The organism is Agrobacterium sp. Ap1, from assembly GCF_017313375.1.
In the GTDB taxonomy this organism is placed as follows: domain Bacteria; phylum Pseudomonadota; class Alphaproteobacteria; order Rhizobiales; family Rhizobiaceae; genus Neorhizobium; species Neorhizobium cellulosilyticum.
The window spans coordinates 74,008-99,245 of sequence record NZ_JAFLMY010000011.1 but is presented as its reverse complement, the minus strand read 5'-3'; the positions used below and the strand labels follow the sequence as shown (position 1 = coordinate 99,245).

22 protein-coding genes are annotated in these 25,238 nt (G+C 60.2%); 12 read left to right on the top strand and 10 right to left on the bottom strand.

All coding sequences use genetic code 11. The features are described from left to right. Positions 1 to 13 precede the first annotated feature (13 nt). The 5 genes from JZX87_RS20410 (at position 14) to JZX87_RS20390 (ending at position 5,687) form a co-directional block, all read left to right on the top strand. Positions 14 to 556 carry a GNAT family N-acetyltransferase gene (locus JZX87_RS20410; protein WP_183686712.1) on the top strand — a complete coding sequence of 181 codons (543 nt, stop codon included), beginning with the start codon at positions 14 to 16 and terminating at the stop codon, positions 554 to 556. A gap of 8 nt (positions 557 to 564) precedes the next feature. Continuing rightward, on the top strand, positions 565 to 2,355 hold the full coding sequence (locus JZX87_RS20405) for an amino acid ABC transporter permease/ATP-binding protein (protein ID WP_206827621.1): 1,791 nt from the start codon (positions 565 to 567) through the stop codon (positions 2,353 to 2,355). Positions 2,356 to 2,391: 36 nt separating this feature from the next. After that, positions 2,392 to 3,330 (top strand): ABC transporter substrate-binding protein, encoded by a 939-nt coding sequence (locus JZX87_RS20400; RefSeq protein ID WP_206827619.1) that lies wholly within the window; start codon positions 2,392 to 2,394, stop codon positions 3,328 to 3,330. A gap of 173 nt (positions 3,331 to 3,503) precedes the next feature. Beyond that, a complete protein-coding gene (locus tag JZX87_RS20395; RefSeq protein ID WP_286194975.1) occupies positions 3,504 to 4,394 on the top strand; it encodes an ABC transporter substrate-binding protein in 891 nt (296 codons plus the stop codon). A gap of 84 nt (positions 4,395 to 4,478) precedes the next feature. Beyond that, complete coding sequence (locus tag JZX87_RS20390) at positions 4,479 to 5,687, top strand: cystathionine beta-lyase (protein ID WP_206827617.1); 1,209 nt, start codon at positions 4,479 to 4,481, stop codon at positions 5,685 to 5,687. A 19-nt stretch (positions 5,688 to 5,706) separates the two neighbouring features. On the opposite strand, the gene JZX87_RS20385 is transcribed toward JZX87_RS20390, so the two are convergent. From JZX87_RS20385 to JZX87_RS20360, 6 genes are all read right to left on the bottom strand, one after another. Beyond that, on the bottom strand, positions 5,707 to 6,708 hold the full coding sequence (locus tag JZX87_RS20385; RefSeq protein WP_206827616.1) for a GlxA family transcriptional regulator: 1,002 nt from the start codon (positions 6,706 to 6,708) through the stop codon (positions 5,707 to 5,709). Continuing rightward, a complete protein-coding gene (locus JZX87_RS20380; protein WP_206827615.1) occupies positions 6,705 to 7,265 on the bottom strand; it encodes an isochorismatase family protein in 561 nt (186 codons plus the stop codon). The genes JZX87_RS20385 and JZX87_RS20380 overlap by 4 nt, the downstream gene beginning before the upstream one ends. A 116-nt stretch (positions 7,266 to 7,381) precedes the next feature. Continuing rightward, entirely contained in the window at positions 7,382 to 9,076 is a 1,695-nt protein-coding gene (locus tag JZX87_RS20375) for an ABC transporter ATP-binding protein (RefSeq protein ID WP_206827614.1), read from the bottom strand. Continuing rightward, positions 9,073 to 10,029 carry an ABC transporter permease gene (locus JZX87_RS20370; RefSeq protein ID WP_286194966.1) on the bottom strand — a complete coding sequence of 319 codons (957 nt, stop codon included), beginning with the start codon at positions 10,027 to 10,029 and terminating at the stop codon, positions 9,073 to 9,075. The genes JZX87_RS20375 and JZX87_RS20370 overlap by 4 nt, the downstream gene beginning before the upstream one ends. A gap of 1 nt (position 10,030) precedes the next feature. Further along, positions 10,031 to 11,014 (bottom strand): ABC transporter permease, encoded by a 984-nt coding sequence (locus tag JZX87_RS20365; RefSeq protein WP_206827613.1) that lies wholly within the window; start codon positions 11,012 to 11,014, stop codon positions 10,031 to 10,033. Between the two features lie 60 nt (positions 11,015 to 11,074). Further along, the gene (locus tag JZX87_RS20360) at positions 11,075 to 12,661 is read right to left on the bottom strand and encodes an ABC transporter substrate-binding protein (RefSeq protein ID WP_206827612.1); all 1,587 of its coding nucleotides are present in this window, start codon (positions 12,659 to 12,661) and stop codon (positions 11,075 to 11,077) included. A gap of 409 nt (positions 12,662 to 13,070) precedes the next feature. Here JZX87_RS20360 and JZX87_RS20355 point away from each other — a divergent pair, with 409 nt between their 5' ends. From JZX87_RS20355 to JZX87_RS20335, 5 genes are read left to right on the top strand one after another with little or no spacing between them, the layout of a single operon-like run. Then, positions 13,071 to 14,066 carry an aliphatic sulfonate ABC transporter substrate-binding protein gene (locus JZX87_RS20355; protein WP_206827611.1) on the top strand — a complete coding sequence of 332 codons (996 nt, stop codon included), beginning with the start codon at positions 13,071 to 13,073 and terminating at the stop codon, positions 14,064 to 14,066. Then, positions 14,063 to 14,926 carry an ABC transporter permease gene (locus JZX87_RS20350; protein WP_206827610.1) on the top strand — a complete coding sequence of 288 codons (864 nt, stop codon included), beginning with the start codon at positions 14,063 to 14,065 and terminating at the stop codon, positions 14,924 to 14,926. Before JZX87_RS20355 ends, JZX87_RS20350 begins: the two co-directional genes overlap by 4 nt. Continuing rightward, on the top strand, positions 14,923 to 15,654 hold the full coding sequence (locus JZX87_RS20345) for an ABC transporter ATP-binding protein (protein ID WP_206827609.1): 732 nt from the start codon (positions 14,923 to 14,925) through the stop codon (positions 15,652 to 15,654). The genes JZX87_RS20350 and JZX87_RS20345 overlap by 4 nt, the downstream gene beginning before the upstream one ends. Positions 15,655 to 15,702: 48 nt before the next feature. Then, positions 15,703 to 16,779, top strand: a complete 1,077-nt coding sequence (locus tag JZX87_RS20340; RefSeq protein ID WP_206827608.1) for an LLM class flavin-dependent oxidoreductase — start codon at positions 15,703 to 15,705, stop codon at positions 16,777 to 16,779. Next, positions 16,776 to 18,260: an FAD/NAD(P)-binding protein gene (locus tag JZX87_RS20335; protein WP_206827606.1), complete on the top strand. Its 1,485-nt coding sequence runs from the start codon at positions 16,776 to 16,778 to the stop codon at positions 18,258 to 18,260. The genes JZX87_RS20340 and JZX87_RS20335 overlap by 4 nt, the downstream gene beginning before the upstream one ends. A gap of 2 nt (positions 18,261 to 18,262) precedes the next feature. Here the strand turns inward: JZX87_RS20335 and JZX87_RS20330 are convergent, their stop codons facing one another. From JZX87_RS20330 to JZX87_RS20315, 4 genes are read right to left on the bottom strand one after another with little or no spacing between them, the layout of a single operon-like run. Further along, positions 18,263 to 19,534, bottom strand: a complete 1,272-nt coding sequence (locus tag JZX87_RS20330; protein WP_206827605.1) for an LLM class flavin-dependent oxidoreductase — start codon at positions 19,532 to 19,534, stop codon at positions 18,263 to 18,265. An 18-nt stretch (positions 19,535 to 19,552) separates the two neighbouring features. Next, entirely contained in the window at positions 19,553 to 20,572 is a 1,020-nt protein-coding gene (locus JZX87_RS20325) for an LLM class flavin-dependent oxidoreductase (RefSeq protein ID WP_206827604.1), read from the bottom strand. A 39-nt stretch (positions 20,573 to 20,611) separates the two neighbouring features. Beyond that, entirely contained in the window at positions 20,612 to 21,634 is a 1,023-nt protein-coding gene (locus tag JZX87_RS20320) for an LLM class flavin-dependent oxidoreductase (protein ID WP_206827603.1), read from the bottom strand. Between the two features lie 52 nt (positions 21,635 to 21,686). Further along, complete coding sequence (locus tag JZX87_RS20315) at positions 21,687 to 22,316, bottom strand: GNAT family N-acetyltransferase (protein WP_206827602.1); 630 nt, start codon at positions 22,314 to 22,316, stop codon at positions 21,687 to 21,689. 232 nt (positions 22,317 to 22,548) lie between these two features. Here JZX87_RS20315 and JZX87_RS20310 point away from each other — a divergent pair, with 232 nt between their 5' ends. Beyond that, positions 22,549 to 23,550, top strand: a complete 1,002-nt coding sequence (locus tag JZX87_RS20310) for an MsnO8 family LLM class oxidoreductase (protein WP_206827601.1) — start codon at positions 22,549 to 22,551, stop codon at positions 23,548 to 23,550. 28 nt (positions 23,551 to 23,578) lie between these two features. Further along, the gene (locus tag JZX87_RS20305; RefSeq protein ID WP_206827599.1) at positions 23,579 to 25,216 is read left to right on the top strand and encodes an ABC transporter substrate-binding protein; all 1,638 of its coding nucleotides are present in this window, start codon (positions 23,579 to 23,581) and stop codon (positions 25,214 to 25,216) included. Positions 25,217 to 25,238: the final 22 nt, after the last annotated feature.

Here is a 25,238-nt window from a genome sequence, read left to right as displayed (position 1 = left end):
GCAGGAGACACCCGTGAGCGACCGCTTTCTCTACACAAGCCCACTCGACCCGCTGGCAGTGCCGCTGATCGAAGAACTGACTTACGAATACGATAGCAGATACGGCAGCTTCTACGACGCCGAAGGGGCGACCAAGGAAATGAACCGTTATTCGCCGGATGTCTTTGCTCCGCCCCACGGTAATTTTCTGCTGCTGCTACGCGAGGGCAAGGCGATCGCGGGCGGTGCCTTCATGCAGCACGAAGATGACGGCACGACGGAGTTCAAGCGCATCTGGACCCATTCCGACTATCGTCGCCAGGGCCTGGCGCGCAAGGTGCTGCTCGAACTGGAAGAGCAGGCCGCTCGACAGGGCTATCGGCGTGTCTACCTGACGACGGGCTTTCGCCAGCCGGAGGCCGTCGGTCTTTACCTCACTAACGGCTATTCCGCACTTTTCGATACGGCAGCAGATCCTGAGACGATCCAGAAACTGCCGTTCGAGAAGTCGCTTGAATTTGCCATCGTCCCTGCGGGTACGGCCATCGCTGCGGTGACGCTGCACGGTTCTGTGTGAGGGGTATCATGACCATCAGCACTGATTTCAACGATGTTACGCGTGCTTCGGCCGAGACCAGCAAACCGGCCAACGGCGACTATTCGCATTACCGCATCGTGCCGGCTCGTTATCCGGCTCGCACGGTCGGAACCGTGTTCGCTGTCGTCCTCATCGCTGCGACGGTGCATTCGGTGCTAGGCAACGAGCGCTGGGGATGGGGCGTGTTCGCCGAATGGTTCTTCGCCGAGCCGGTTCTGGTCGGCCTCGGACGAACGCTGCTTTTGACCGCGCTCGGCGCATCGCTGGGCTTTCTTCTCGGCACCGGACTGGCACTCGCGCGCGTCTCCGGCTCACCGCTGCTGGCCGGGATATCATGGACCTATGTGTGGATCTTCCGATCGATTCCGCTGATCGTGCTCCTGCTGATCCTCAACAATCTCGGCTATCTCTACGAGACGATCACCATCGGGGTTCCTTATACTGGTATCAACTTCATCAGTTGGAACACGACGCAGCTCATCACGCCGTTCGCCGCAGCAGTACTCGGCCTCGCGCTGCACGCTGCTGCCTTCACCTCGGAGATCGTGCGTGGCGGCATACTTTCCGTAGACCAGGGTCAGCACGAAGCGGCGGCTGCGCTCAGCTTGCCGCGCCACAGGCAGTTTACCCGCATCGTGCTGCCGCAGGCGATGCGCAGCATTCTGCCAAACGGGTTCAACGAAATCATCCTGCTCGCGAAGGGGTCCTCTCAGGTCTACATCCTCGCCCTACCGGAACTCTTCTACACGATCCAGATCATCTACCGGCGCAACCTCGAAGTCATTCCGCTGTTGATGGTGGCTACCGTCTGGTATCTGGTTATTCTCACCGTCCTGTCGATTGTCCAGCATCAGATAGAACGTCACTACTCGCGTGGCGCGCTTCGCAATCCGCCACCCTCGATCTTCGCCTCTTTCTACAGGCAAATCGTGCGGCCAAGGGGCGCGGCGATTGCGACGGACGAGCCGGAGGTCGCCGCCGCAACCAATATCGTCCGCGGCAAGCCGCTCGTGGTGCGCGGCGGCGAGGTGACGATCCATGGCGTCTCGAAGAGTTATGGCCAACTGAAGGTTCTTGACGACGTCACGCTCAAGGTACCGGTCGGCAGCGTTACCACAATTCTCGGGCAGTCGGGTTCGGGTAAGTCGACGTTGCTGCGTTCGATCAATCACCTGGAACGCGTCGATGACGGTTTCATTGCCGTCGATGGCGAACTGATCGGTTACCGCCAGGATGGCGAGACGCTTTACGAACTCAAGGAAAGGGACATCCTCAAACGACGCGTTGAAGTCGGCATGGTGTTCCAGAACTTCAATCTCTTCCCGCACCTGACAGCGTTGGAAAACATCGTCGAAGCACCGATTTCGGTGCGCGGCGTGTCGCGAGAGCAGGCTGAGGCTGAAGCGTTCGATCTGCTGGCCCGTGTCGGGCTTGCCGACAAGGCCCATGCCTATCCGCGCCAGCTTTCCGGCGGCCAGCAGCAACGCGTGGCCATCGCCCGCGCGCTGGCGCTGAAGCCGAAAGTGCTGCTCTTCGATGAACCGACCTCCGCGCTCGACCCGGAACTGGTCAACGAAGTGCTCGACGTCATCAAGGAACTTGCCCGCTCCGGCGCGACACTCGTCATCGTTACACACGAAATCGGCTTTGCCCGTGAAGTCTCCGATCAGGTCGTCTTCATGGAGCAGGGTCGCATCCTTGAGACCGGCACGCCGGACAAGGTTTTCAGCCGGCCGGATCATCCTCGCACGGCCGCGTTCCTCGCCAAAGTTCTCTGAAAACTCCAACAACGATCCCAATAAGGAAACACTAGGATGTCGTATAGAAGCAGACTTCTCAGCATCGCTGTCGGCGGCGTTCTTTCGCTGTCAGCAGTGCTTGCCTCGACCGCTTATGCGCAGGGGCCAGACCTTTCACCGGAACAGAAGGAACGGGTACGGGCTCAGAAGGTCGATGACGCGGTCAAGCTTATCAGCGCCGACTACAAATTCGTGACTCCTGGCAAGTTCACGGTCGCCTCGGTTCCTGGCAACCTGCCCTTTGCCGTCTATGGCGACGACACCAAGACTCCGGTTGGTGGCGAACCTGATATCGCGCAGTTGGTGGCCGATAGTCTCGGGCTCAAACTCGAACTCGTGCCGGTCGCCTGGGCCGACTGGCCGCTCGGCATCGCATCCGGAAAATTCGACGCCGTGATCCACAATGTGACGGTAACCGAGCAGCGCAAGGAAAAGCTCGATTTCTCCACCTACCGCAACGACCTTCTCGGATTTTACGTCGCCAATGACAGCAAGATCCAGGAGATCGCCAAGCCGGAGGACGTTGCTGGCCTACGTGTCATCGTCGGTGCCAGCACCAACCAGGAGCAAATTCTGGTTCGTTGGAACGAAGCGAATATCGCAAAGGGACTGAAGCCGGCGGAAATCCAGTATTATGACGACGTGACGGTGCAGGATCTGGCACTGCAGTCGGGCCGGGCAGATGCCTATCTCGGCCCCAATGCTATCTCGGCCTACAAGGCAGGGCAGGGCAATAAAACCCGCCTCGTCGGCACCTTCTCCGGTGGCTGGCCCGAGACGGCCGAAATTGCCGTCGCCACCAGGAAGGGCGCAGGACTTGCGGATGCGATCACGTTCGCTCTGAACGCCCAGATCGAGAACGGCAATTACGGCAAAGCGCTCGCCCGCTGGAACCTGTCGGCCGAGGCAATCAAGCAGTCGCGCACCAATCCCCAGGGGCTGCCGAAGAGCTGATCTTCAGACTGCTGATGTGTCGGGGGACACAGCAGCGGGGACGCGGGCCATCCTCCCGCCTGCGTCTCCTTCCCGCTAACCGGACGAACGCCATGAACATCAACGCCACCACCATTTTCGAAAAGTTCAGCCGCGTGATGAGCGCTGGCTTCCTTATCCTACCCCTGCTTACCATGCCTCTTCTCGATCGCCACGCAATGGCGGCGGATGACGTATTCGACCTTTCCCCGGAACAGCCTGGCCGGGTTCGAGTGGAGAGAGATGCGGCTGCGATCTCCTCCCTTCCCAAGGAGTTCAAGTTCGTCAATCCCGGCAAATTTACCGTCGCGGTCTCGCCCGGAGGACCGCCGCTGGCAACCTATGCTACCGACGCCAAGACCGTCGTCGGCGCCGATCCAGATTACGCATCGGCGATCGCCGACAGTCTCGGGTTCGAACTTGAACTGGTGCCGGTTGCCTGGGCCGACTGGCCACTCGGGCTGGCATCGGGCAAATACGACGCGGTGATTTCCAATGTCGGCGTCACCGAACTGCGCAAGGAGAAATTCGATTTCTCTACATATCGGCAAGGTCTGCACGGCTTCTTCGTCAAGGCCGACAGTGCAATCAAGGAGATTCGGGAGCCGAAGGATGCAGCCGGGGTGCGCATGACGGTGGGCGCCAGCACCAATCAGGAACGCATCCTGCTCAAATGGAGCGAGGAAAACGTTGCCGCGGGTCTGAAACCGATCGAGTTGCAATATCACGATGACGATGCGGCCCGCATCATCGCACTCCAATCGGGGCGGGTTGATGTCATCGTCCAACCGCACGCGCAACTCGTCTACATCGCGGCAAGAGACAAAAATATACGGCGCGTCGGCACGCTGTCCGCGGGCTGGCCGGAGCGCTATGACGTGGCAATCACGACGCGCAAGGGATCGGGTCTCGCCGACGTCCTGACACTTGCCACAAACGGCCTGATCAAATCCGGCGCTTACGCAAAAATCCTCGAACGCTGGCAGCTGTCGGAAGAGGCTTTGCCGGAATCCCGCACCAATCCTCCCGGACTTCCGAAGAGCTGACGCTCGTTTGTCCGGATTTCCTTCCATCGGCGCGGCTCCTTCTTGGGGCCGCGCCGATATCAATGATCCATAAAAGGCACTCGCATGACTCACGACAATAATGATCGCAGCGGCCGTAAATCGCCGGAGCCTCTCGGCATCAATACGAAGCTGGTGCGCGCAGGCTACGATCCGTTCGACTATCACGGTTTCATCAACCCGCCGCCCGTCAGGGCATCGACCGTTCTGTTCCCGAGCGCCGAGATCATGGATACGCATGCCCAGAAATACACCTATGGCACGCGCGGAACACCGACGACGAACGCGCTCTGCGAGGCGATCGACGAACTGGAAGGGTCGGCGGGAACCATTCTCGTGCCGTCGGGACTTGCGGCGGTGACGATCGCTTTCCTGGCGTATCTGTCGCCCGGCGATCATGCGCTGGTGGTTGATTCCGTCTATGGCCCGACACGGCATTTCTGCGAAACCGTTCTGGCGCGTTTTGGCATCGAGGCCGAGTTTTACGATCCCGGCGCTGGTGCCGGGATCGAGGCGCTGTTCCGGCCGAACACCAAACTCGTTCATACCGAGGCGCCGGGATCGAATACGTTCGAGATGCAGGATATTCCGGCCATCGTGGAAGTCGCCCACCGTCTCGGCGCAGTCGTCACCATGGATAATACATGGGCGACGCCGCTCTATTTCCGCCCGCTCGATTTTGGCGTCGACGTCTCCATCCAGGCTGTAACGAAATATCCGGCCGGCCATTCCGACATCCTGATGGGCACGGTATCGGCCAATGAGGCGCACTGGCCGCGTCTGAAGGAAACCAACGGCGCGCTCGGTATTTGCGGTGCTCCGGACGACGCGTATCAGGTGCTGCGCGGCCTGCGCACCATGGGTGTCCGGCTGGAACGACACCAGCAGAGCGCGCTTGCCGTCGCACAATGGCTGGAGGGAAGGCCAGAGGTTGCACAGGTCCTGCATCCCGCATTGCCGAGTTTTCCGGGACACGATCTCTGGAAGCGCGATTTCAAGGGCGCAAGCGGCATCTTCTCCTTCGTTCTGGCGGTTCCCGAAAAAGCGGAACACAAGCGCAAGGCTCAGGCATTTCTCAACGCGCTAGAGCTTTTCGGCCTCGGCTATTCCTGGGGTGGTTTCCCGAGCCTTGCGCTGCATGTCAATCTGTTTGACCGTCGCGTGACACCGCCACCGTCGGGTGGACCGGTGCTGCGCCTGCAGATCGGCCTCGAAGACGTTGCCGATCTGATTGAAGATCTGGAGCGAGGTTTATCGGCTGCAAAGGCAGGCTGACCCGGAAACGTTGTACCATTCAGCCGCTGTTTCTGGTGCGCGCGGGTGGTTGATCGTGCAGCCGGTTCCAGGCTCTTCGAAACTGCCGAGCCGACGAAAAACCGGCTCGGTCTGCGACCTGCTCCATACCTAACTGCGATCCGTTGACCAGTTCCTTGGCAAGGGCGAGCCTTATCCGGTTGACATAGTCGGTCACGCTCATGCCGACATGCTCGTTGAAAAGCCGCGACAGATGCCGCGGACTGGTGGCGGCGACATCCGCCAGCGCATCGACTGTCCAGGCGCGGGCAGGATCCGCGCCGATTGCGTCCTGGGCTTTATGAATGGCCCGATGGAGATGACTTCGTCCCTGCAGCCATGGCGACATCTGCGGATCTGCGCCCGCCCGGCGCAGATAGATGACGAGTGTGCGAGCGGCCGCAAGCGCCGTCGCATGGCCAACCTTGCGCGCCACAATCGCCAACATCAGATCGATGCCAGCCGTCGCGCCGGCACTGGTCATGCATTCGCCGTCTTCGACGAAGAGCCGGTTTTCCAGGACGCGCGCGGTCGGCGCCAGCCGAGCGAGGTCTGACAGCATCGAGTGGTGGGTCGTACATTCGCGCCCTTCCAGCAAACCGGCACGCGCAGCCAGCAGCGCTCCCGAACAGATGGTGGCAAGCTCAACACCCGGCTGGATGCTACCGCGCAACCATTTGACGATAGTTTCCTCCAGCGGTCCGTCGCCCATACGGTCTTGGGGCCTTCCGGTACCAAGCGGCTCGTCGACCGCGCCGCAGACGATAACCATCGCACCTTCCGGCAGTGTAGCCGGCAACGGCACGATGCCGGAAACGCTCAACCCGACCGAACTGCGAACATCAGGAGAGGACCCGATATAGGTAATATCGAAACGAACCGCCGATTGCTCGAGATTAGCGCGCCGCAAGACCTCGACCGGGCCAGCAATGTCAAGAAGCAGCACCCGTGGCGGAACGACCACGAAAACCGGAATTTTCCGAGGCCGTTCCTTATCGCTCAAGCTGCTGCCTTCCCGTCGATTGCCAGCGCGTCCCTGACTGTCAGAATCCGTGCGAAACGCCCCGCCAAAACCAACTCCGTCCGCGCCCTGATTTCACTAGCGGACCATTCACGCCCATTTGCATCGGTCATCGGAAACGTCAAGGTTGCCTCGCTGACATAATCGACGCCGTAACCGAGATCCGATGCATGGCGAGTTGTCGTTTCGCAGCATTGTTCGGTGCGGATGCCCGATACGATAAGACGCTGGATGCCGTTTTCTGTCAACCAGACGCCGAGACCGGTGCCGACAAGGGCGCTGTGACGGTGCTTGTGGAAGACCACGTCGGGCGAAAATGTGAGAGGCGCGATCGGCCTCACAAGTCCGGAAGCGATTGTAAATTCAACGTCTTCATCCACATGGAAAATCTGCACGACAGGGATGCCGGCCGCCTTCGCACCGTCGATCAAGGCCTGCTGTTTTTCGATGTAGGGCAGGAATTCGTCGTCACGGAAATAGGGCCGATGGCGAAACGATTCCTGCGCGTCGATGACGAGAAGCGCTGTTTGGTGAGGCATGGTGAGTGATCCCTTTTGTTGCTGGAAGCAACAGGAAACAGGATTTTGCAGGCTGCTTCGAGACCACACTCAGACCGGAAGCGGACAATTCGCGCCAAACCCATTGTCCTCCCATGTCATGCCTGAACTGCCGGCCGGGCAATTGGCTCAGACAGAGCGGCCTCGCGTCGCCGGAACACGTCCTGGATGTCCGGCGCGGCCGCGAGCAGCATTCTCGTGTAGGCATGTTGCGGCCGCTCGAACACCTGCTCGACAACGCCTTCCTCGACGAGAACACCACCTTTCAGCACCCCGACCCTATCGGCCATCTGGCGTACCACTGCAAGGTTGTGGCTGATCAGCAAGTAGGTGAGGCCGAATTCCGCCTGCAGCCCGCCCATCAGGTCCAGCACCTGTGCCTGAACCGAAACATCGAGTGCGGATGTCGGTTCATCGCAGACGATGAACCGCGGGCGGCTGGAAAGCGCGCGTGCTATGGCAATCCTCTGGCGCTGGCCGCCGGAGAATTCGTGAGGATAACGATGGCGGGCCTCGGGCTCGAGTCGAACGCGTTCCAGCAGTTCTGCGACCTGATGGTCGACCTCGGCACGATTATGTCCAAGACCGAGCCTGCGTATCGGTTCGGCAATGATGTCGCCGATCTGCCAGCGCGGATTGAGGCTGGCATAGGGATCCTGGAATATCATCTGGACGGCGCCCTTGTGCGCTGATCGATCGTTCGGACCTATCACCTTGCCGCCGACCGATATCCGCCCCGATCGCGCCCGTAACAGTCCTGCCACCATACGGGCGATAGTGGATTTTCCTGAACCAGATTCTCCCACAAGCGCGAACGTCTGACCTTCTCCTATGGTAAAGCTGACGTCGTTAACCGCGGTTATGCTGCGCACCGGGGAAAGGCGCCTCAGCAGCGGCAGGGAGAAGCCACCGGGCAGTTCGAAATCCCGGCGGATGGTTTCGACCCCCACCAGTTCGCGGACACCTGCGAGCGCCGGTCGCGCGCTTTTGCTATGGATCGAAGGAATGGCGGCGATGAGGGCGCGGGTATAAGCCTCCCGCGGATTGCGCACGACGTCGGTAACGGCGCCAGTCTCGACGATCCGGCCGCGGTTCATAACTGCCACACGATCGGCAATTTCGGCCACCACGCCCATGTCGTGGGTGATCAGCAACACGGCCAGCCCGTGCTTTTCGCAAAGCGACTTGAGCAACGCAACGATCTGCGCCTGAACCGAGACATCGAGCGCGGAGGTCGGCTCGTCTGCAATCAGCAGGTCCGGATCGGCGGCAATCGCAAGTGCGATCACGACACGCTGGCGCATTCCGCCGGAAAACTGGTGCGGATAGGCATCTACGCGCCTTTCCGCCTCGCCGATACCGACCTCGCGCAACAACTCGATCGCCCGCTGACGCGCGGCCTTTACATCGAGCGGCAGGTGGCTGCGAATGGTCTCGATTAGCTGGCGGCCGACCGTGTAAAGCGGGTTCAGGCTGACCAACGGATCCTGAAAGACCGTACCGATGCGCCGCCCGCGAAGGCTTTTCAGGGCCACCTCCGAAAGTCCGTCGATCCGCTCGCCCTGGAGAAAAATCTCGCCGGATACGACCCGGCCCGGAGGATCGACAAGCCCGGTGACGGCCGCACCTGTCATCGATTTTCCGGCACCGGACTCTCCGATCACGCCGAGAACTTCGCCGCGCGCGATATCGAGCGAAATGTCGTCGACCGCCTTGAAAAGCCCAGCACTGGTCGGGAACTCCACCGTCAGGTTTCGGATGGAAAGGACGGTATGATTGTCGGTCTTTGTCATCGGCGACCATCCCTCAGGCGTGGATTGAGCGCATCGCGCAAGCGGTCGCCGATAAGGTTTACCGACAGCGCGAGGAGGACGAGCGTTGCGGCCGGAAAGCCGAGGATCCACCACTCACCGGAAAACAGGAATTGCTGGCCGATGCGGATCAGCGTGCCGAGCGACGGGCGGGTCGGGGGAACGCCGACGCCAAGATAGGAAAGCGTCGCCTCCTCGATGACCGCCAGCGCAAGGCCGATTGTTGCGATCACGAGGACGGGGCCGGCAAGGTTGGGCAACACATGGGTAACGAGTATGCGGGCTGGCGATACACCGATCAGTTTGGCTGCCGCGACGTAATCCTTGCGTTTTTCGACCAGAGTAGCGCCACGCACCGTGCGGGCGAATTGCGGCCAGTTGGAAAAGCCGATGGCGAAAATCAGTATCCAGACCGCGGCGTTCTCCTGTTGCGCTGCCGGCACCACCCCTTGGGCGATGCCGAACACCAGAAGTGCGATAAGAATGGTCGGGAAGGTGAGTTGTGCATCGGCCACCCGCATGATGATCGCATCCGTCACGCCGCCGGCATAGCCGCTGACGAGACCGGCCGTCACGCCGATGGCGAGCGACAGGAAGGTCGCGGCGAACGCGACAGTCAGCGAAACGCGACTGCCATAAAGGATGGAGGAAAAGACATCACGACCCTGGTTGTCAGTGCCGAACAGGAATGTCTTTTCGGTGAAGGCACTCGGTTGCATCGGCGGGGTCATCCCGTCGAGAAGATCGAGCGTGGCCGGATCGAACGGGTCATGCGGTGCGATCAGTGGCGCAAAGAGGGCGGCCAGCATCAGGCCGACCGCCAGCACCAAGGCAAGCCAAGTGACGACGCCGAGCCTGCGCCCGATACGGTCGGGTGTTCTCGGGATCGGTTGCCTGGAAGAAGGAGGGACGGTCATGTCGGGATCAGCAGCCATGTCATGCTTCCCCGCTGGTATGTCCGACGCGCAGGCGCGGATCGACGGCGTAATATAGAATATCGACAACGAGATTGATGAGGACGAAGAGAAGAGCGATGAAAACGAGGTAGGCGGCCATGACCGGAACATCGACGGACTGGACCGAATTGATGAACAGAGAGCCGACACCCGGCCATTGGAACACCGTTTCGGTGACAACCGCGAAAGCGATGACCGAACCCAATTGCAGGCCGGCGACGGTGATGACCGGCACAAGCGTGTTCTTCAGCGCATGCCCAAAGTGGATGCGTCTTTGCGGCAGACCGCGAGCGCGGGCGAAACGGATGTAATCCTGCCGCAGCACTTCCAGCATTTCCGCCCTTATCAGCCGCATCAGCAGCGTCGTCTGGAAGAGGGACAGCGTGATGGCCGGCAGGATGATCGAGCGCCAGCCGGACAAGGTCAAGAGACCGGTCGTCCACCAGCCGATCTTCACCGTTTCGCCGCGGCCGAAGGACGGAAGCCAGCCGAGTTCGACGGAAAAAAGATAGATCAGTCCGATGCCGATCAGAAATGTGGGGAGAGACACGCCGATCAGAGAGGCGGTCATGATGAAATGCGTCAGCGCGTTGTCAGGCTTCAGGGCGCAATGGATGCCGAGAACACCGCCGAGGACAAGCGCCAGTGTTGCCGAGGCGAGAGCCAGTTCCAGCGTTGCCGGCAGACGTTCCGCGATCATGCGCGTTACCGGTTCCTGCTGTTTGTAGGAAATGCCGAAATCGCCGCTCAGTCCGCGCTGGACGAAGGAGGTGAACTGGAAGACGACCGGCCGGTCGAGCCCGAGCCGCTGCATCATGATCTCACGGTCTTCCAGCCGGGTTTCCTGGCTGGCCAGCGATTCCAGCGGATCGCCGACGAAACGGATGACCACGAAGGCGATGAGGGCGACCGCCAGCATCACCAGCACCGATTGGAATATGCGTCTTAAAATGAAACCTGTCATGCTACCGCCCGAACGGGACAGGATGTCGCCATCCTGTCCCGGATCCGCCTTGCCCTGATTTTATTCGCTGATCGTCACACGGCCGAGTTTTGGCGATGCATCCGGCGGCACCTCGATGTCGATGTTGTCACGCACTGCCCAGGTTGTGATCTGGTTGTGAAGCGGCAGATAGATCGCCTCCTCCTTCACCTGTTTCCACAATTCGGCGATCGTGGCGTCGCGCTTGGCGACGTCGGTTTCCGCACCGAGCGACTCGATCTTCGCATCGACGGCCGCGTTGGAATAATAGGTAGGGTTATAGGCGCCGTAACGACCCGTTCTGGTGTGGATCAGGTCGTTGAAATTATAGGCGCTGTCGAATGTCGGAACGCCCCAGCCATAGAGGTAGAAGTCGGATTTACGTTCGGTCAGCAGCGGAGAATGCTGCGCGAAGGGACGCGACGCGAGCGTGACCTTGACGCCGATGCGGCCGAGGAAGCCGACAACGGCCTGGGAAATCGCCTCGTCATTGACATAGCGGTTGTTCGGCGTGTCGAGCGTGATGGTGAAGCCGTCCGGATAACCGGCTTCGGCAAGCAGCGCCTTGGCCTTGGCGACATCGGGCTTCGTGTAGGCATCCAGCTCTTTCGACCAGCCATGCACGAACGGCGGCACGATGACACCGGTCGGGATCGAGTTTCCGCGCAGTACAACCTTCTGCAACGCGTCCCGGTCGATCGCAAGATCGAATGCCTTGCGTACCCGCACGTCGTTCAGCGGGTTCTTGTCCTTGATGTTTGACGATGCAAGCGGTGTCTCATCGACACGGTAGCCGAGAAAGATGGAACGGTTTTCCGGTCCACTGGTGATCTTGATGCCATCGGTCTTCTTGAGGCGCTCGATATCCTGCACCGGTACGTCCTGCACGAAATCGACCTCGCCGGACAACAGAGCCGCGACGCGCGTCGCGGAATCGGCGATCGGCGTATAGACGATCTGGGTCACGTCGGGCTTGGCCTCTTCCCAATGCTTGTCGAAGGCGTCGAGCACCGTACGGACGCCGACCTCGCGGGACTTGAGAACATAGGGGCCGCTGCCGTTGGTGTTGCGCACGGCGTAATTGTCCTTGCCAGCCGCATAGTCCTGCACGTCAACGACATTGTTCTTCTCGGCCCAACCCTTGTCGAGAATGTAGGTGCCGGTCAGGTTGTTGGGATAGATCAGGTTCGGTGCGCGAAGCTTGACCTCGACGGTCAGGTCGTCGACAGCCTTGACCTCGACGACATCGGCATGCAGCTGGCGAAGGTTCGACTTTTCGGAGCGGGCACGGTTGAGCGAGAAAGCCACGTCTTCCGCGGTGAGGTCCGCGCCGTCGTGGAATTTCACACCCTTGCGCAGCGTGAACACCCAAGTGGTGGGATCCCCTTCCTTCACCTTCCACTCCGTGGCGATGCGCGGCGTCAGGGCGCCCTTGGCATCACGCCAGACGAGGCTTTCGTAGATGTGGTTCAGGAGCGCATGTGTGACGCCGTCGTTTTGCGCATGCGGGTCGAGCGTCAGCGCATCGGAAGCCCGCGTCCAGCGAATTGTCGCGGCGTCCGCCGCGAATGTGGTGAGCAAAAAGGAAAGTACCGCTGCGGCAAGACCCGCAATATGGGCATTTATCATCGAGGATCTCCGTATCCTTCTGGCGCGCGGCTTGAGGAGCCAGCCACGCCGTCAATAAATTCTAGTAAATCAGTAGAAATTTAAGCTGGACAGAAAAATCCTTTGCGAATTTGGGCGCGAATGGAGATTGTTTCTGCTCGTTCTGTGGATTTTCGAGAGCGCGTTTTGTTGAGAAGTTCCAATCGAGGCCACCCGCGGGAACAAATCGGATCCCAAAATGCGGAAGCTGGGATTTGGTTTGCAAGCGGCGAAATCAGTCTGGCGGCTAGGCGCTTCGGCGTCTCTGACGGGCATCCGAGCCGATACAGATTTTCTCCAATTTAGAAAAATTATGGGAAACCGTTCCGAGACCGTGAGTTCGCGATCCGGCTAAATTGATAGTCTATCAATTCTATAGATTGGGAGCTGTATGACCATCAAGATCTCGCGCCGTAATGCTCTGAAACTCGCCACCGCCGGGGCCGTCCTCGCATCACCATTCAGCGCTTCGCTTGCGTCCGCGCAGCCGTCGGATTTCCCAGCCGAGCTGCGGCTCGACTGGGGCTTCTATTCCTCCCACACATTGCTCATCAAGAACAAGGGTTGGCTGGAAGAGGCGTTCAAGGATGTCGGTACCAAGATCAGCTGGGTTCAGTCGCGCGGAAGCAACAATTCGCTCGAATTTCTCAAGGTCGGCTCGACCGACTTTGCCGGATCGGCAGCACTTTCGGCTTTCCTGTCGCGCGCCAATGGTGTGCCGCTGAAGATCATCTACGTGGCAAGCTGGGGCGGCTCCTCGATCATCCAGGTGAAGTCCGACTCGCCGCTGCAGTCCGTTGCGGACCTCAAGGGCAAGACGATAGCAGTGACCAAGGGAACAGCTCCCTATTTCACGCTTGTTCGCGCGCTCGCCCAATCCAATCTGACGATCAACGATCTCAAGGTCGTCAATCTCCAGCATCCGGAAGGGTTCGCCGCGCTCAGACAGGGCCAGGTGGACGCCTGGGTGGGCATCGATCCGCAGACCGCGCAGGCGGAAATTGCTGGCGACCGGGCGATCTTCAACGACCGCAGCTGGCGGGAAGGAAGTGTCTTCAGCGTATCGGAAGAGTTTCTCGGCAAGCATCCGAAAGCCGTCGAGCGGGTGCTCGGCGTATGGGTGCAGACGCAGAAATGGATCCGCGAGAACAATGACGAGTTCGTCGCTTTCGTGACGGAGCAGGCCGGCGGCGATCCCGAGGTGACGCGCCGCACGATCGCAAGACGCGACTGGACCGATCCGGTGCCCGGCGACGAGCTGCTGGCCTCCATCAAGACGGTAACCCCGCTGCTTGGCCCGGAAGTGCTGAGGCCGGGCGTCAATGTTGATAACGTCCTCTCGCAGCTTCTGGATCCGACGCCGGCCAGGAAGGTTATCGGTGCATGACGATCTCGATCCAGGAGTTTCGGGGCGAGAACCAGACTGAGACCAGGAAGTCACCCGGGCGGCTTTCCCGCCTGGGCGGCAGGTTGTTTTCGATGGATCTGCGTGGCGCGATCGTTCCAGTCGGCGCGCTTGTGCTGCTGGAGCTTTTCGTCCGTATGGGGTGGGTCAGCCCTTACGTGCTGCCGCCGCCATCGGATTTGTACACGACCTTCCTCTATCTGGCGGAGGGGCCGCTGTGGACGAATATCGCTGCCAGCAGCCTGCGGGTGCTGATCGGCTTTGTCGCGGGTTCGCTGCTCGCCATCGTCATCGGCTCGATTGTAGGCCTCTGGTATTCAGCCGAGCGGTATCTCGAGCCGAGTTTCCAGGCATTGAGAGCGGTGCCAAGCCTCGCCTGGGTGCCACTCCTGATGATCTGGTTCGGTATCGGCGAAACGTCGAAGGTCGTCCTGATCGCCAAGAGCGCTTTCTTTCCGGTTTACCTCAGCCTGTTTTCGGGCATTCGCAACGTCGACCGGAAGCTGGTCGAGGTCGGCGAGATGTATCGGCAGCCGTTGCCGGTGCTGGTCTGGCGCATACTGATCCCTGCGTCGCTGCCGCATCTATTCACCGGATTGCGCTACGGCCTGTCGCTGGCATGGCTGAGCGTGGTGGCAGCCGAGCTTCTCGCCGCGTCGGAAGGCATCGGCTACATGCTGTCCGACGGACGCGAACTCTCGCGCCCAGATCTCGTGCTGATCGCGATTATCTGTCTGGCGATATTGGGAAAGGTGTCGGACAGCGTGTTCAAGCTCGTCGAAGACCGGTGTCTTTCGTGGCGCGACACCTATTCGACGTCGATCGGAGGGCGCCCGACATGAGCATCCTCGATATCGAAGTGCGTGAAAAGGCGTTCGGCAGCACAATCGTCCTACATGATATCAGGCTGAGCCTGGACAATGGTGAGGCTGCGGTACTACTCGGGCCGAGCGGCTGCGGAAAAAGCACGCTACTGCGGATTGCCGCGGGCTTGGACAAGCGGTTTTCCGGCAAGGTTTCGGTGCAAGCGGGTCTCGATGGCGCATCGTCTTCACCACCGATCGCCTTCGTCTTCCAGGAGCCACGGCTGATGCCCTGGCTCACCGTGGCGCAGAACATCGGTTATGCGGACGGGCGGCGTTTCGATGGTGCGCGGGTGAACCGGCTGATCGACGATGTCGGGTTGAGCGGCCACGCCGATACGCTGCCGAAGGCGCTTTCCGGAGGCATGGCGCAACGCGTGGCGATCGCCCGGGCGCTCTACACCGAACCGCGAATACTGCTGCTCGACGAGCCGTTCAGTGCGGTTGATGCCTTCACGCGGATGAAACTTCAGGATCTCGTCCTGAAGCTGGTCGAGCAGCGCGGCATCTCTTTCCTGCTTGTAACCCACGACATCGATGAAGCGCTGTATCTCGGCGACCGGATCTACATGATGGGCGCAAGGGATGGCGGCATCCAGCAGGATCTTTCCGTCGACCTTGCCCGGCCGCGGGACCGGCGTGCCGCACGGCTGGCGGAGCTGAAGAGTGATGTCCTCACTGCCTTGCAGGCCGCCCATGTCATCTGAGCGGATGCATTTCGCTCTCCCGTTTTTCGAGAAAAGACAATTTTGCCAATGACAAAGCAGTCGGAATTCCTCTGGTATATCCCCAATCAGGTCGTTGCCGGGCACCGCGGAGAGCCGGTGAGCGGTGACCATAACAGCCTCGATACGCTGACCGAGCATGCCAAGGCGCTCGAGCAGCACGGCTGGCGGGGTGCTCTTCTGGGAGCCGGCTGGGGCCGGCCGGACACTTTCACGGTTGCGACCGCTCTTGCCGCGCGGACGACGTCTTTCGAACCTCTGATCGCCGTCCGCCCCGGTTACTGGCGTCCAGCCAACCTCGCATCGGCGGTCGCGACGCTCGACCATCTTTCGGGTGGCAGGGTGCGGCTCAATATCGTCTCCGGACAGGACACGATCACGGCCTATGGCGATCAGGAAGGCGATCAGGCGGAACGTTATGGCAGGACGCAGGAGTTCATGCGGCTGATCCGCCGCCTCTGGACTGAGGATAACGTGACATTCAAGGGCCAGCACTATTGGGTCGAAAACTCGACGGTAACGCCGAGAATTGCCGAACGGGAAAACCGCATCCATCCGAAGCTCTATTTCGGTGGAGCGTCGGCCGCAGCCGAGCGTGTCTCGGCCAGCGAAGCCGACATCCAGCTTTTCTGGGGCGAACCGCTTGAGGGCGTCGCTGCACGGATCGACCGGCTGAAGCAGTTGAGCAAAGCGCAGGATCGCGACCTGCCGCCGCTGGAATTCGGGTTGCGGGTTACCACGTTTGTGCGTGATACGACCGAGCAGGCATGGGCCGATGCAGAGGCCAAAGTTGCTGAAATGGCAAGAATTGGCAAGGATGACTATGTCGACGAGCGCAGAGTTCAGGCCGTCGGGCAACAACGCCTTTATGACCTGGCCGCAAAGGGTGATGTTCTTGATGAAAATCTCTACACCGCTCCCGGCCGATATGGCGGTGGCGGTGCGGGGACGACTTGGCTTGTGGGGTCGCCGGCCGATGTCGCACGCTCGCTCAAGCGCTACCGGGACCTTGGCGTGACCCATTTCGTTTTGTCTGATACGCCCTATCTGCGCGAGATCTCCAGGCAAGGCGATCAACTCCTGCCGCTGCTGCGCGAACCGGCATGACGTTCGCCTTTTCGTTACCACCTGATGTCGCCGTCGACGGGCACCCGAAGGGTGGTAACAAGGGGCCCGTCATCCTGATCGTCGGCGGTGGATATTCGGGGGCGGCGCTGACGATCCGCCTGCTGGGACGTCTGCGAGGACCGCTACGCATCGTTATTGCCGAGCCGCGCGCATCGCTCGGTCGCGGACAAGCCTATAGTACGACCGAGACGGTCCAGTTGATGAACGGCCCTGCCGGTAACTTTTCCATTCACCCCAACGACGCTACGCATCTTGCTCGATGGGTGGAACAAAATGCGGATATTGGACTTTCCGCTCGTCCGGAAGATGCCAATCGTCGGTTTATTCCCCGCGGACTATTCGGCCGCTATGTCGAAGAGGAACTGCACCTTGCAATAGCCAAGGCGGCGGGCACCGTTGATGTAAAGCACTGGCAATCGCAGGTCGTGAATTTGGAGAGGCAATGCCGAGGGCAGGGCATTTTCGCCCGGTTCGCCGATGGCCGTAGACTTCGGGCAGACCTCGTGGTGCTGGCAACTGGTGTCTTTCCCCTCGCGAATGATCCCGCGCTCGCTCCCCTCTTGGGGGATGATCGGATGGCGACGCCGTGGGAGAGCCAAAAGCTGGATCGTCTCAGCCGATTGGACAATATCCTGATCGTCGGTGCGAGCCTGAGCATGGTCGATACCGTTGCGAGCCTGGAGAGCAGGGGATTTCCCGGGCGATACCATGTCATCTCACGTCGTGGTCACCTCATCGAACCGGTTCGCGTTGCCGGCGATCCTGTGGAGATAATCGATCCCGAGCAGCTACCAAAGTCGACCCGCGGACTTCTGGTATTGATGATCAACGCACGCAGGAAGCTTTTGATGGAGGGGCGGGACTGGCAGGTTCTGCCACTCAGCCTGCGCCCGTTCATCCTGCCCCTATGGCAGAGCGCGACGACCTCCGAGCGCCTCCGGTTCGCACGCCATCTGCGTTCCCTTTGGGACGTGACCGTGCATCGCGCCGCACCACCTTCCTTCGAAGCGATCCAGGCGGCTAGAGATGCGGACCGATTTGTCGCACGCGCGGCAAGATTGGTGTCAGCAACCCCCATGAGAGAACAGATCGAGGTTGTTGTTCGCCCACGGGGCAAACGGCAAACGGAGACCCTTCTCGTTGACGCTATCGTGGATGCCCGCGGGCATCAGGAACACGATTGGGGCAGGATTTCCGCACCTCTGGTGCAAAATCTCTTGCGGGACGGGCTGGTGAGGCGTCACGAGACTGGTTTCGGGATCGACGCAACAAACGAATTCGCAGTGATCAGTCGGCAGGGCGTGGCCCATGCCGACATCTTTGCGATCGGCCACCCCTTGCGCGGTGTCGCCTGGGAGTCCAGTTCTTTGACCGAACTGCGTTTCCAGGCCGAAGTGTTGGCGGACAGGATTTGGGCTGCCTTGAGCAAAATAGCCATATCCGACCAGGCCAGCGTCTGACACTAGGCGGCAGGTCTAAGGCCGAGGTTACCCTTCAGTGTACCTCTCGTGTAGTCCTTTCGGTAAACGCCCCGTTCCTGCAAATGTGGTATAACTTTCTCGACGAACTCGTCGAATCCGGTTGGGGTCAGATGCGGGGCGAAGACGAAACCGTCGGCAGCATCTTCCTGCACATAGCGGTTGATCTCGCGCGCTACAGTTTCCGGCGTACCGACGAAATGCTTGCGCGCCGTGACCTTGATCACCAGCTGGCGGATATTGAGCTTTTCATGCTCGGCGATCTCGCGCCATTTGCGGGCGGTATCTAACCGGTCGTCAAAACGGTTCGCACGGCCCTGCGCCAGCGCCGGCGTGGAGACTTCGGGATCGACATCCGGCAACGGTCCTTCGGGGTCGTAAGTGGAGAGATCGCGGTTCCAGACCTGTTCCAGAAACACGATGGCATTCTTCGGGCTCACCTGCTGCAGGCGGATCCTTCGCAGCCTTTCCTCGGCATCTTCCTGGCTCTCGCCAAGGGCAAAAGCTGCACCTGGCAGGATCTTCAAATCGTTGTCGCTCCGTCCGTAGCGGGCAAGCCTTGCTTTTACATCTCGGTAGAAGGCCTGCCCTTCTTCGAGTGTACCGTGACGGGAATAGATGAGATCAGCATGGCTTGCCGCCAATTCGCGTCCGGTATCGCTATCGCCCGCCTGCGCGATGACCGGTCCACCTTGCGGGGAAGGAGGCAGATCGGTTCGGCCAGCAATGTCGAAATGTTTCGAGTTTGCCACGAAATCGCTGCCCTGCCAGATCGCGCGCGCTGCGTCGATGAACTCCCTTGCGCGCTCATATCGTTCAGCAAACGGCAGGTGATCGCCACGCCGGAAATTCGCGCCGGTAAAAGCGCCGGGTGAGGTGACGACGTTCCAGCCGGCACGCCCCTGAGACAGCGTGTCAAGCGTCGCAAGCTGGCGTGCCAGCGCATAAGGCTCGTTGAATGTCGTGGTCAGTGTACCGATCAGGCCGATATTCTCGGTAACGGCTGCCAGGGCCGTAAGGATCGCCAGCGTGTTGGGGCGGCCAACCACGTCGAGTTCATGGAAACGCCCTTTCTGCTCGCGCACGCGCAGACCCTCAGCCAGAAAAATGAAATCGAGTTTGCCGCGTTCGACGGTTTCGGCAAAATGTCGGAACGATGAAAAGGCAATTTGACTGCCAGCAGCGGGATCGCTCCAGACCGTGAAATTGTTGACGCCTGGAAACTGCGCTCCAAGGATGATTTGTTTCTTCGACATGGTCGTGCTCCGGATTCGTCAGGCTGCGTTGACATAACGGTTGGTAGCGACAGGCAGGGCAAGGCGTTCACGCAGGGTCGATGCCTCTTGTGGCCGCCCGATGCCGGCGGTCCGTAGAGCCGGCAGGAGGTGATCGACCACCGGGCGTAGATCACGGTCGGGTTGACGGGGCAGAAGTCGGATGCCGGCAAGACCCGATGCCGTCCACTCACGCACTCGTGCGGCGATGCGTTCAGCCTCGTCCTGCCATTGCCCGTCTGTTCTCTCCTCTGCGGAAGCGGAGCCGAGGTCGATGTCGGCGAAGAAGCGCAAATCGGGTTGGGCCGCTGATGCGGTTTTCAGCACCGAGGACAATTCGTCGATGCCGGCGCGCAGGAAAACCAGGTCGACATTGGCTTTTGCAGCTAGGTCACCTGCCTTGCTGATGGTTGCGGCAATGATCGGTTGGCCCTGTGGCGGGCGTGGCGTGATTGAGGGACCAAGCACGCTGAAATTATTGCCCTTGAAATCGACATAACGCAGCTTGGCCCCACCAACGAAACGCTGGCTTTCCACGTCGCGGATCACCGCGTCGTCCTCCCAACTGTCCCATAGCCGCCGGATCACGTCGATCGCTTCGCCAAAATCCGTGTCGAGCGCCTGGCGGTCATCCGCCGGATAGCCGTTCAGAGGTCCTGTAAAGCGCCTGGCAGATGCGGCGTGATCTCCCGCGAGCGACTGCGCCAAAAGCCCGGACCGCCCCTCAGTCACATAGTCGAGTGTCGCGATCGCGGTGGAGATATGAAAAGGCTCTAGGACGTTGACCGGCGCGCCGGCAAGGATTCCCGCGTTTTGGCTTTTGGCGCCAAGCCAGTTTGCAAACAGCACGGCATCAAGCCCGTCGCCGTCGGGCCTGGCGAAACGGTCCTCGATGATGATGAGGTCGGCGGCTGCATCGAGCCTTTGCAAGAGGCCGCCCGAACCGGTTTCAGTGTGGAAGATATTACGGGATCCGGCATCAAGGCCGATGCCGATATGAATGCCCTTGGTCAATGTCATGTCTTGCTCCGAGCAAAAGGTTGCGGGTCTGTCGGTCGATCAGCTGGCATTACGCAGGCCGTGATCCGCCTCTTTTGCCGCTGGAAACAGTCGGGTGAAATCGGTGATAATCTGGCCGTAATCCTCGGCAGCGAATTCGTAAGGAAGTTCGAGCCTGAATTCGGCGATTTGCGGCAGGACCGGGTCTCGGGACAGTTGGTCAAGGATTTCGTCTGTCGTACCAATGATGTCTGGTAGGAACAGGGTTCGCCGCGGGCCGTGAGGGGTCTTGGTGCGCTCCGTACGGGCGGCGACGAAATCCGCATATTTCCGGCGTGTGGCCGGGCTGGCGCTATCGGTCGGCAGAATGACGCGGCCGAGTGCGACACGCGGCGGGCGGGCATGCGTCCATTCCTGCTTGAAACGGTTGATCAGCGCTGCCTGCGCAGTCAGGAAATCGTCCGTGCCTTCACCGCTGACGATATTGCCGGTGAGAAGGTTGAAGCCGGCATGTCCCGCCCAGCGAGCCGAATTCTGGGAACCACCGCCGTACCAGAGTCTATCGGCAAGCCCTGGTGCGAGCGGGCGCAGACGGGGCGTCTGGGCACCCGCCGCATTGCCGGAGAGCAGCTCGTCGGAGAGAGGCAGCGATTGAAGCGCGCGAGCCAGTTTTTCTGCGCGTCCATGTCCGTAATCGGCCTGCGGTGCGTCATCGGTGTAGTCTGCGATCAGATCGCCGAAAGGCGGTGCACCGACCGATACACCGACATTCAGGCGTCCGCCCGAAAGGATGTCTACCGTCGCCAAGTCCTCGGCGAGACGAAACGGATTTTCATAACCGAGCTGGATGACTGCGGTACCGAGCCCGATCTTTTTTGTGCGCTGGGACGCGGCAGCGAGAAAAGTCGCGGCAGAGGAGATGCCGCGCTCCAGATGGCGCTGTCGCACCAATGCGCCGGAATAACCTAGCCTTTCACCGAGCTCGATCAGTTGCAGCGTTTCCTCTATCCCCTTGGCGGGGTTGTCGTCATCGTAGTTACCGGGAACGAGAAACGAAAATTTCGAGATGTGGGACAGCGGCATGGCAACTCTCAAATGAAAGGGGGAGTGAATGATGGGCGTGGCTGGCGGTCAATCACGCCGCAGACAGGGCACGATGTCGGGCAAGCCGATCGAGTATTCTCTCTTCCTGCTCGGCCTTCAGCGCCTTTACGCGTTCTGTCGCCGCTTCGAATGAGGCGGCCGGCGGGTAGATGGGGGTTGAGGGTGTCTGTTCGGCCTTGGCGCCGATATTTTTTTCGAAGGGAAGCGATCGATAAAGGCGAGGATCCGCGTCGACCTCGAAGAGCGGCCGATATCCTAGGCTCAGATACAGGTTGACGGCTTCCGGCTGGCGAAAACCGGTCGAAAGATAGGTCCGCGTATAGCCGAGGCTGACGGCACTGTCTTCCAGGACGGTCATGATGCGTCGGGCAAGCCCCTGTCGTCGCAGCGAAGGATCGGTCCAGATCCTCTTGATCTCTGCCGTCTCGTCGTCGTGGCTCATAAAGGCGCCACCGGCGATGGTCTGCCCGTCGCGCTGCAGGAGAAGAAAATCGCCGAGCGGCGGAGAATTGATGCCGTCAGGGTAACGGAAGAGTTCCGTCCGCGCTCCGCCCGGTCGACTATCGACACCATAGCGACCATCATACTCGCTGATCAGCCCCTCAATCAGAGGCCGGGTCAAGGGATCATGAAGGGTAGTCCGGATAATGACGTCGGGCATGGCTTTCCTCGCAAGGGGCGGTAGCCAGCTGTCCAGACGGTCTCGCTCAGCCTCCTCATCAAAGACCCGGGCCCGCCCCAGCCGCGCGTAAAGCATGGATCAAGGAGGTCATGGTTGGCGCGGCATGATCTTTTATTGTGCAGCTGAATAAGGAAACATCATTGCTCGATTATTAGTCTACAAAAAATATAGCTTTTATCAATTCGACAATCTGCCCCCAGAAGGAATATGGATGACCTTTGGTTTGAGCTTTCTCGATAAGAGCCCGATTCACGAAAATGAAGGCGCTGCCGCTGCACTTCGGCGAACCGTCGCTCTGGCTCAAAAGGCCGAGGACAACGGCTTCCGGCGTTTCTGGGTCGCCGAGCATCATAATTCTCCGAAGCTTGCAAGTTCGTCGCCGGAAGTGCTGATCGGCTATCTTCTGGCGCAGACGAAGCGGATCAGCATCGGTTCCGGCGGCGTCATGCTACAGCATTACAGCGCCTACAAGGTGGCCGAGAACTTCAATCTCCTCGCCTCTCTCGCGCCCAGCCGTGTCGATCTCGGTATTGGCAAGGCGCCCGGCGGGTTGCCGATTTCGACCCGCGCGCTTCAAGGCGCCTATGATCCCTCGCGCAAGCCGTCGTTTGACGCACAGCTTGCGGATCTCGACCGTTTTATTCGCGGCGAGGATGCAGCAACCACGCCGGAAGACAGGCTCGGCGCTTATCCTTCTCCGCCTACGGCGCCAAATCGCTTTCTCCTCGGTGCTAGTCCGGAAAGCGCAAGGCTCGCCGCCGGCCTCGGTTGGAGCTTCGTTTATGCCGGCCATATCAACGGCGAAGAGAACGCTGTATCGGCTGCGCTTGCGGCCTATAGAGACGCTGGCGGAACCTATGCGGTTCTGGCCGTTGCGGTGGTGGTCGCTGAGACCGATCAGGCAGCCGAGGCCCTGGATGTCGAGGGGCGCCGCTTCCGCGTCGAAATTGATGGTGGACAGGGCGTCAATGTCGGCAGCGAACAGCAGGCGCTGGAATACGTGCGCCAAGCGGGTGCTGAAAATTACCGTGTCGAGGAACGCTCGCCGCTGATCATCCGGGGCTCTCCCACAACCGTTCAGGCTGAGCTGCAACGGCTCCACCACCTCCATGGCGTCGATGAATTCATCGTCGATTGCCCGGTCTCGAACGGGGAGCATCGTCTCAAGGCCATCGAATATCTGGCGACAGCCAGCCGCGCGCTTGCCGCGTGATTTCAAGACATAGGTTCAGGGGATTAGCATGGTAACCAGACGTCACTTCATTCTCGCAACCGGCGCCACGGCGCTTCTTGCAACAACCGGCCTTGCCATCGGCGCCGAAGGCGCAGTGGAAGCGCCCGTCAGCGGTGGTTCGCTGACCTGGGGCGTGGAAACCGAACCGAGCACACTCAACCCGCATTTGAACGGGCAGGCCAAAGCCAAGCTGATCCTGCGTAACGCCTATGAATCGCTTTTGGCGCGCACACCGGAAGGCGGTTATGTGCCGTGGCTGGCCAAGAGCTACTCCATTTCTGAAGATGGCCTGGAATACACCTTCGTTCTGCGTGACAACGTCACCTTCAGTGACGGAGAGAAGTTCAACGCCGCGGCGGTTGCCTTCAATCTGACGAGGGTGAAAGATCCGACCTATTCGACCGGCAACAGCTCCGGGCATCTTTCTCATGTCAGAGAGGTTGTGGCGCAGGATGAGCATACGGTCGTCATCAGGCTCGCGCGTGTCTATTCGCCCTTCCTTGACGGCGCTTCCGCAATCGAGATCTTATCGCCGAAATCTTTCTCCTCAGCGCAATTGAAGTCGGGTGGGCCGGAAATCGCCGGTACCGGTCCGTTCATTCTTGATCGCTATATCAAGGGCCAAGAAGTCCGCTTCGTCAGGAACCCGCATTACGACTGGGCCCCGGAAAATGCCGATCATCAAGGGACGGCCTACCTGGATGAGGTGATCTATCGCTTCCTGCCGGAATCTGCTGTGCGCAGCGGCGCGCTTTCTTCCGGCCAGGTGCAGGTCATCGAGGGCATTCCAGGCAATGATGCCGGTCTCTTCCGTGACGATCCGGAATTTTCCTACCAGACGGCGATCAATACCGGCACGCCCTATACGCTCTATTTGAATATCAACCGCGGCCTGACCGCGGATTTGACGATCCGCAAGGCATTCCAGGCCTCTGTCGATGTCGATCAGGTGCTGCAATCGGTCTATCGTGGCGAGCGACTGAGGGCTTGGGGCATTCTCACCCCCGCCGATACCGATTTCTACGACAAGAGCATCGAAGGCGCCTACGGATTCGATCCGAAACTGGCCAACCGCCTGCTGGACGAGGCTGGCTGGTCGGAGCGCGATGGCGAAGGTTTTCGCATAAAGGATGGTAAACGGCTGACGATCGAGGTCGTCCAGTCGCAGGCGACGGTGCGCGACCAGCGCGACATCCTTTTGCAGGCCGTGCAGGCGCAGGCACGCCAGCATGCTGGCATTGATATCGCCCTGCAATATGTCGATGCGGGAACCTATTCCACCCGTCAGAAGGATGGGCAATACGGCATCATCCCGAACTCGACGACCACGCAGGAAAACGGCGTCACGATCTATTTCCACTACCTACCGCGCGACAAGGGCGGCTCGATCAACTACAGCCGAACCGAAGCTCCGGAGGTTTCCGCCTGGCTCGATGAAGCCGCATCGACCCTCGATACAAATAAGCGCTTCGAAATCTACGCAAAACTGCAGCGCTACGCCATCCTTGAGCAGGCGCTCGGTTTGCCGCTTTACGTGCCCGACGACCAGATCGCCGCCAGTGGCGAGGTCAAGGGCGTAGGCTTCCGCCCGTTTAAACGCCTTCCCGAAAACGCCTACGACATCTGGCTTCAGCAGAACGCCTGACGCGTCTGTGGTTCAACATCTT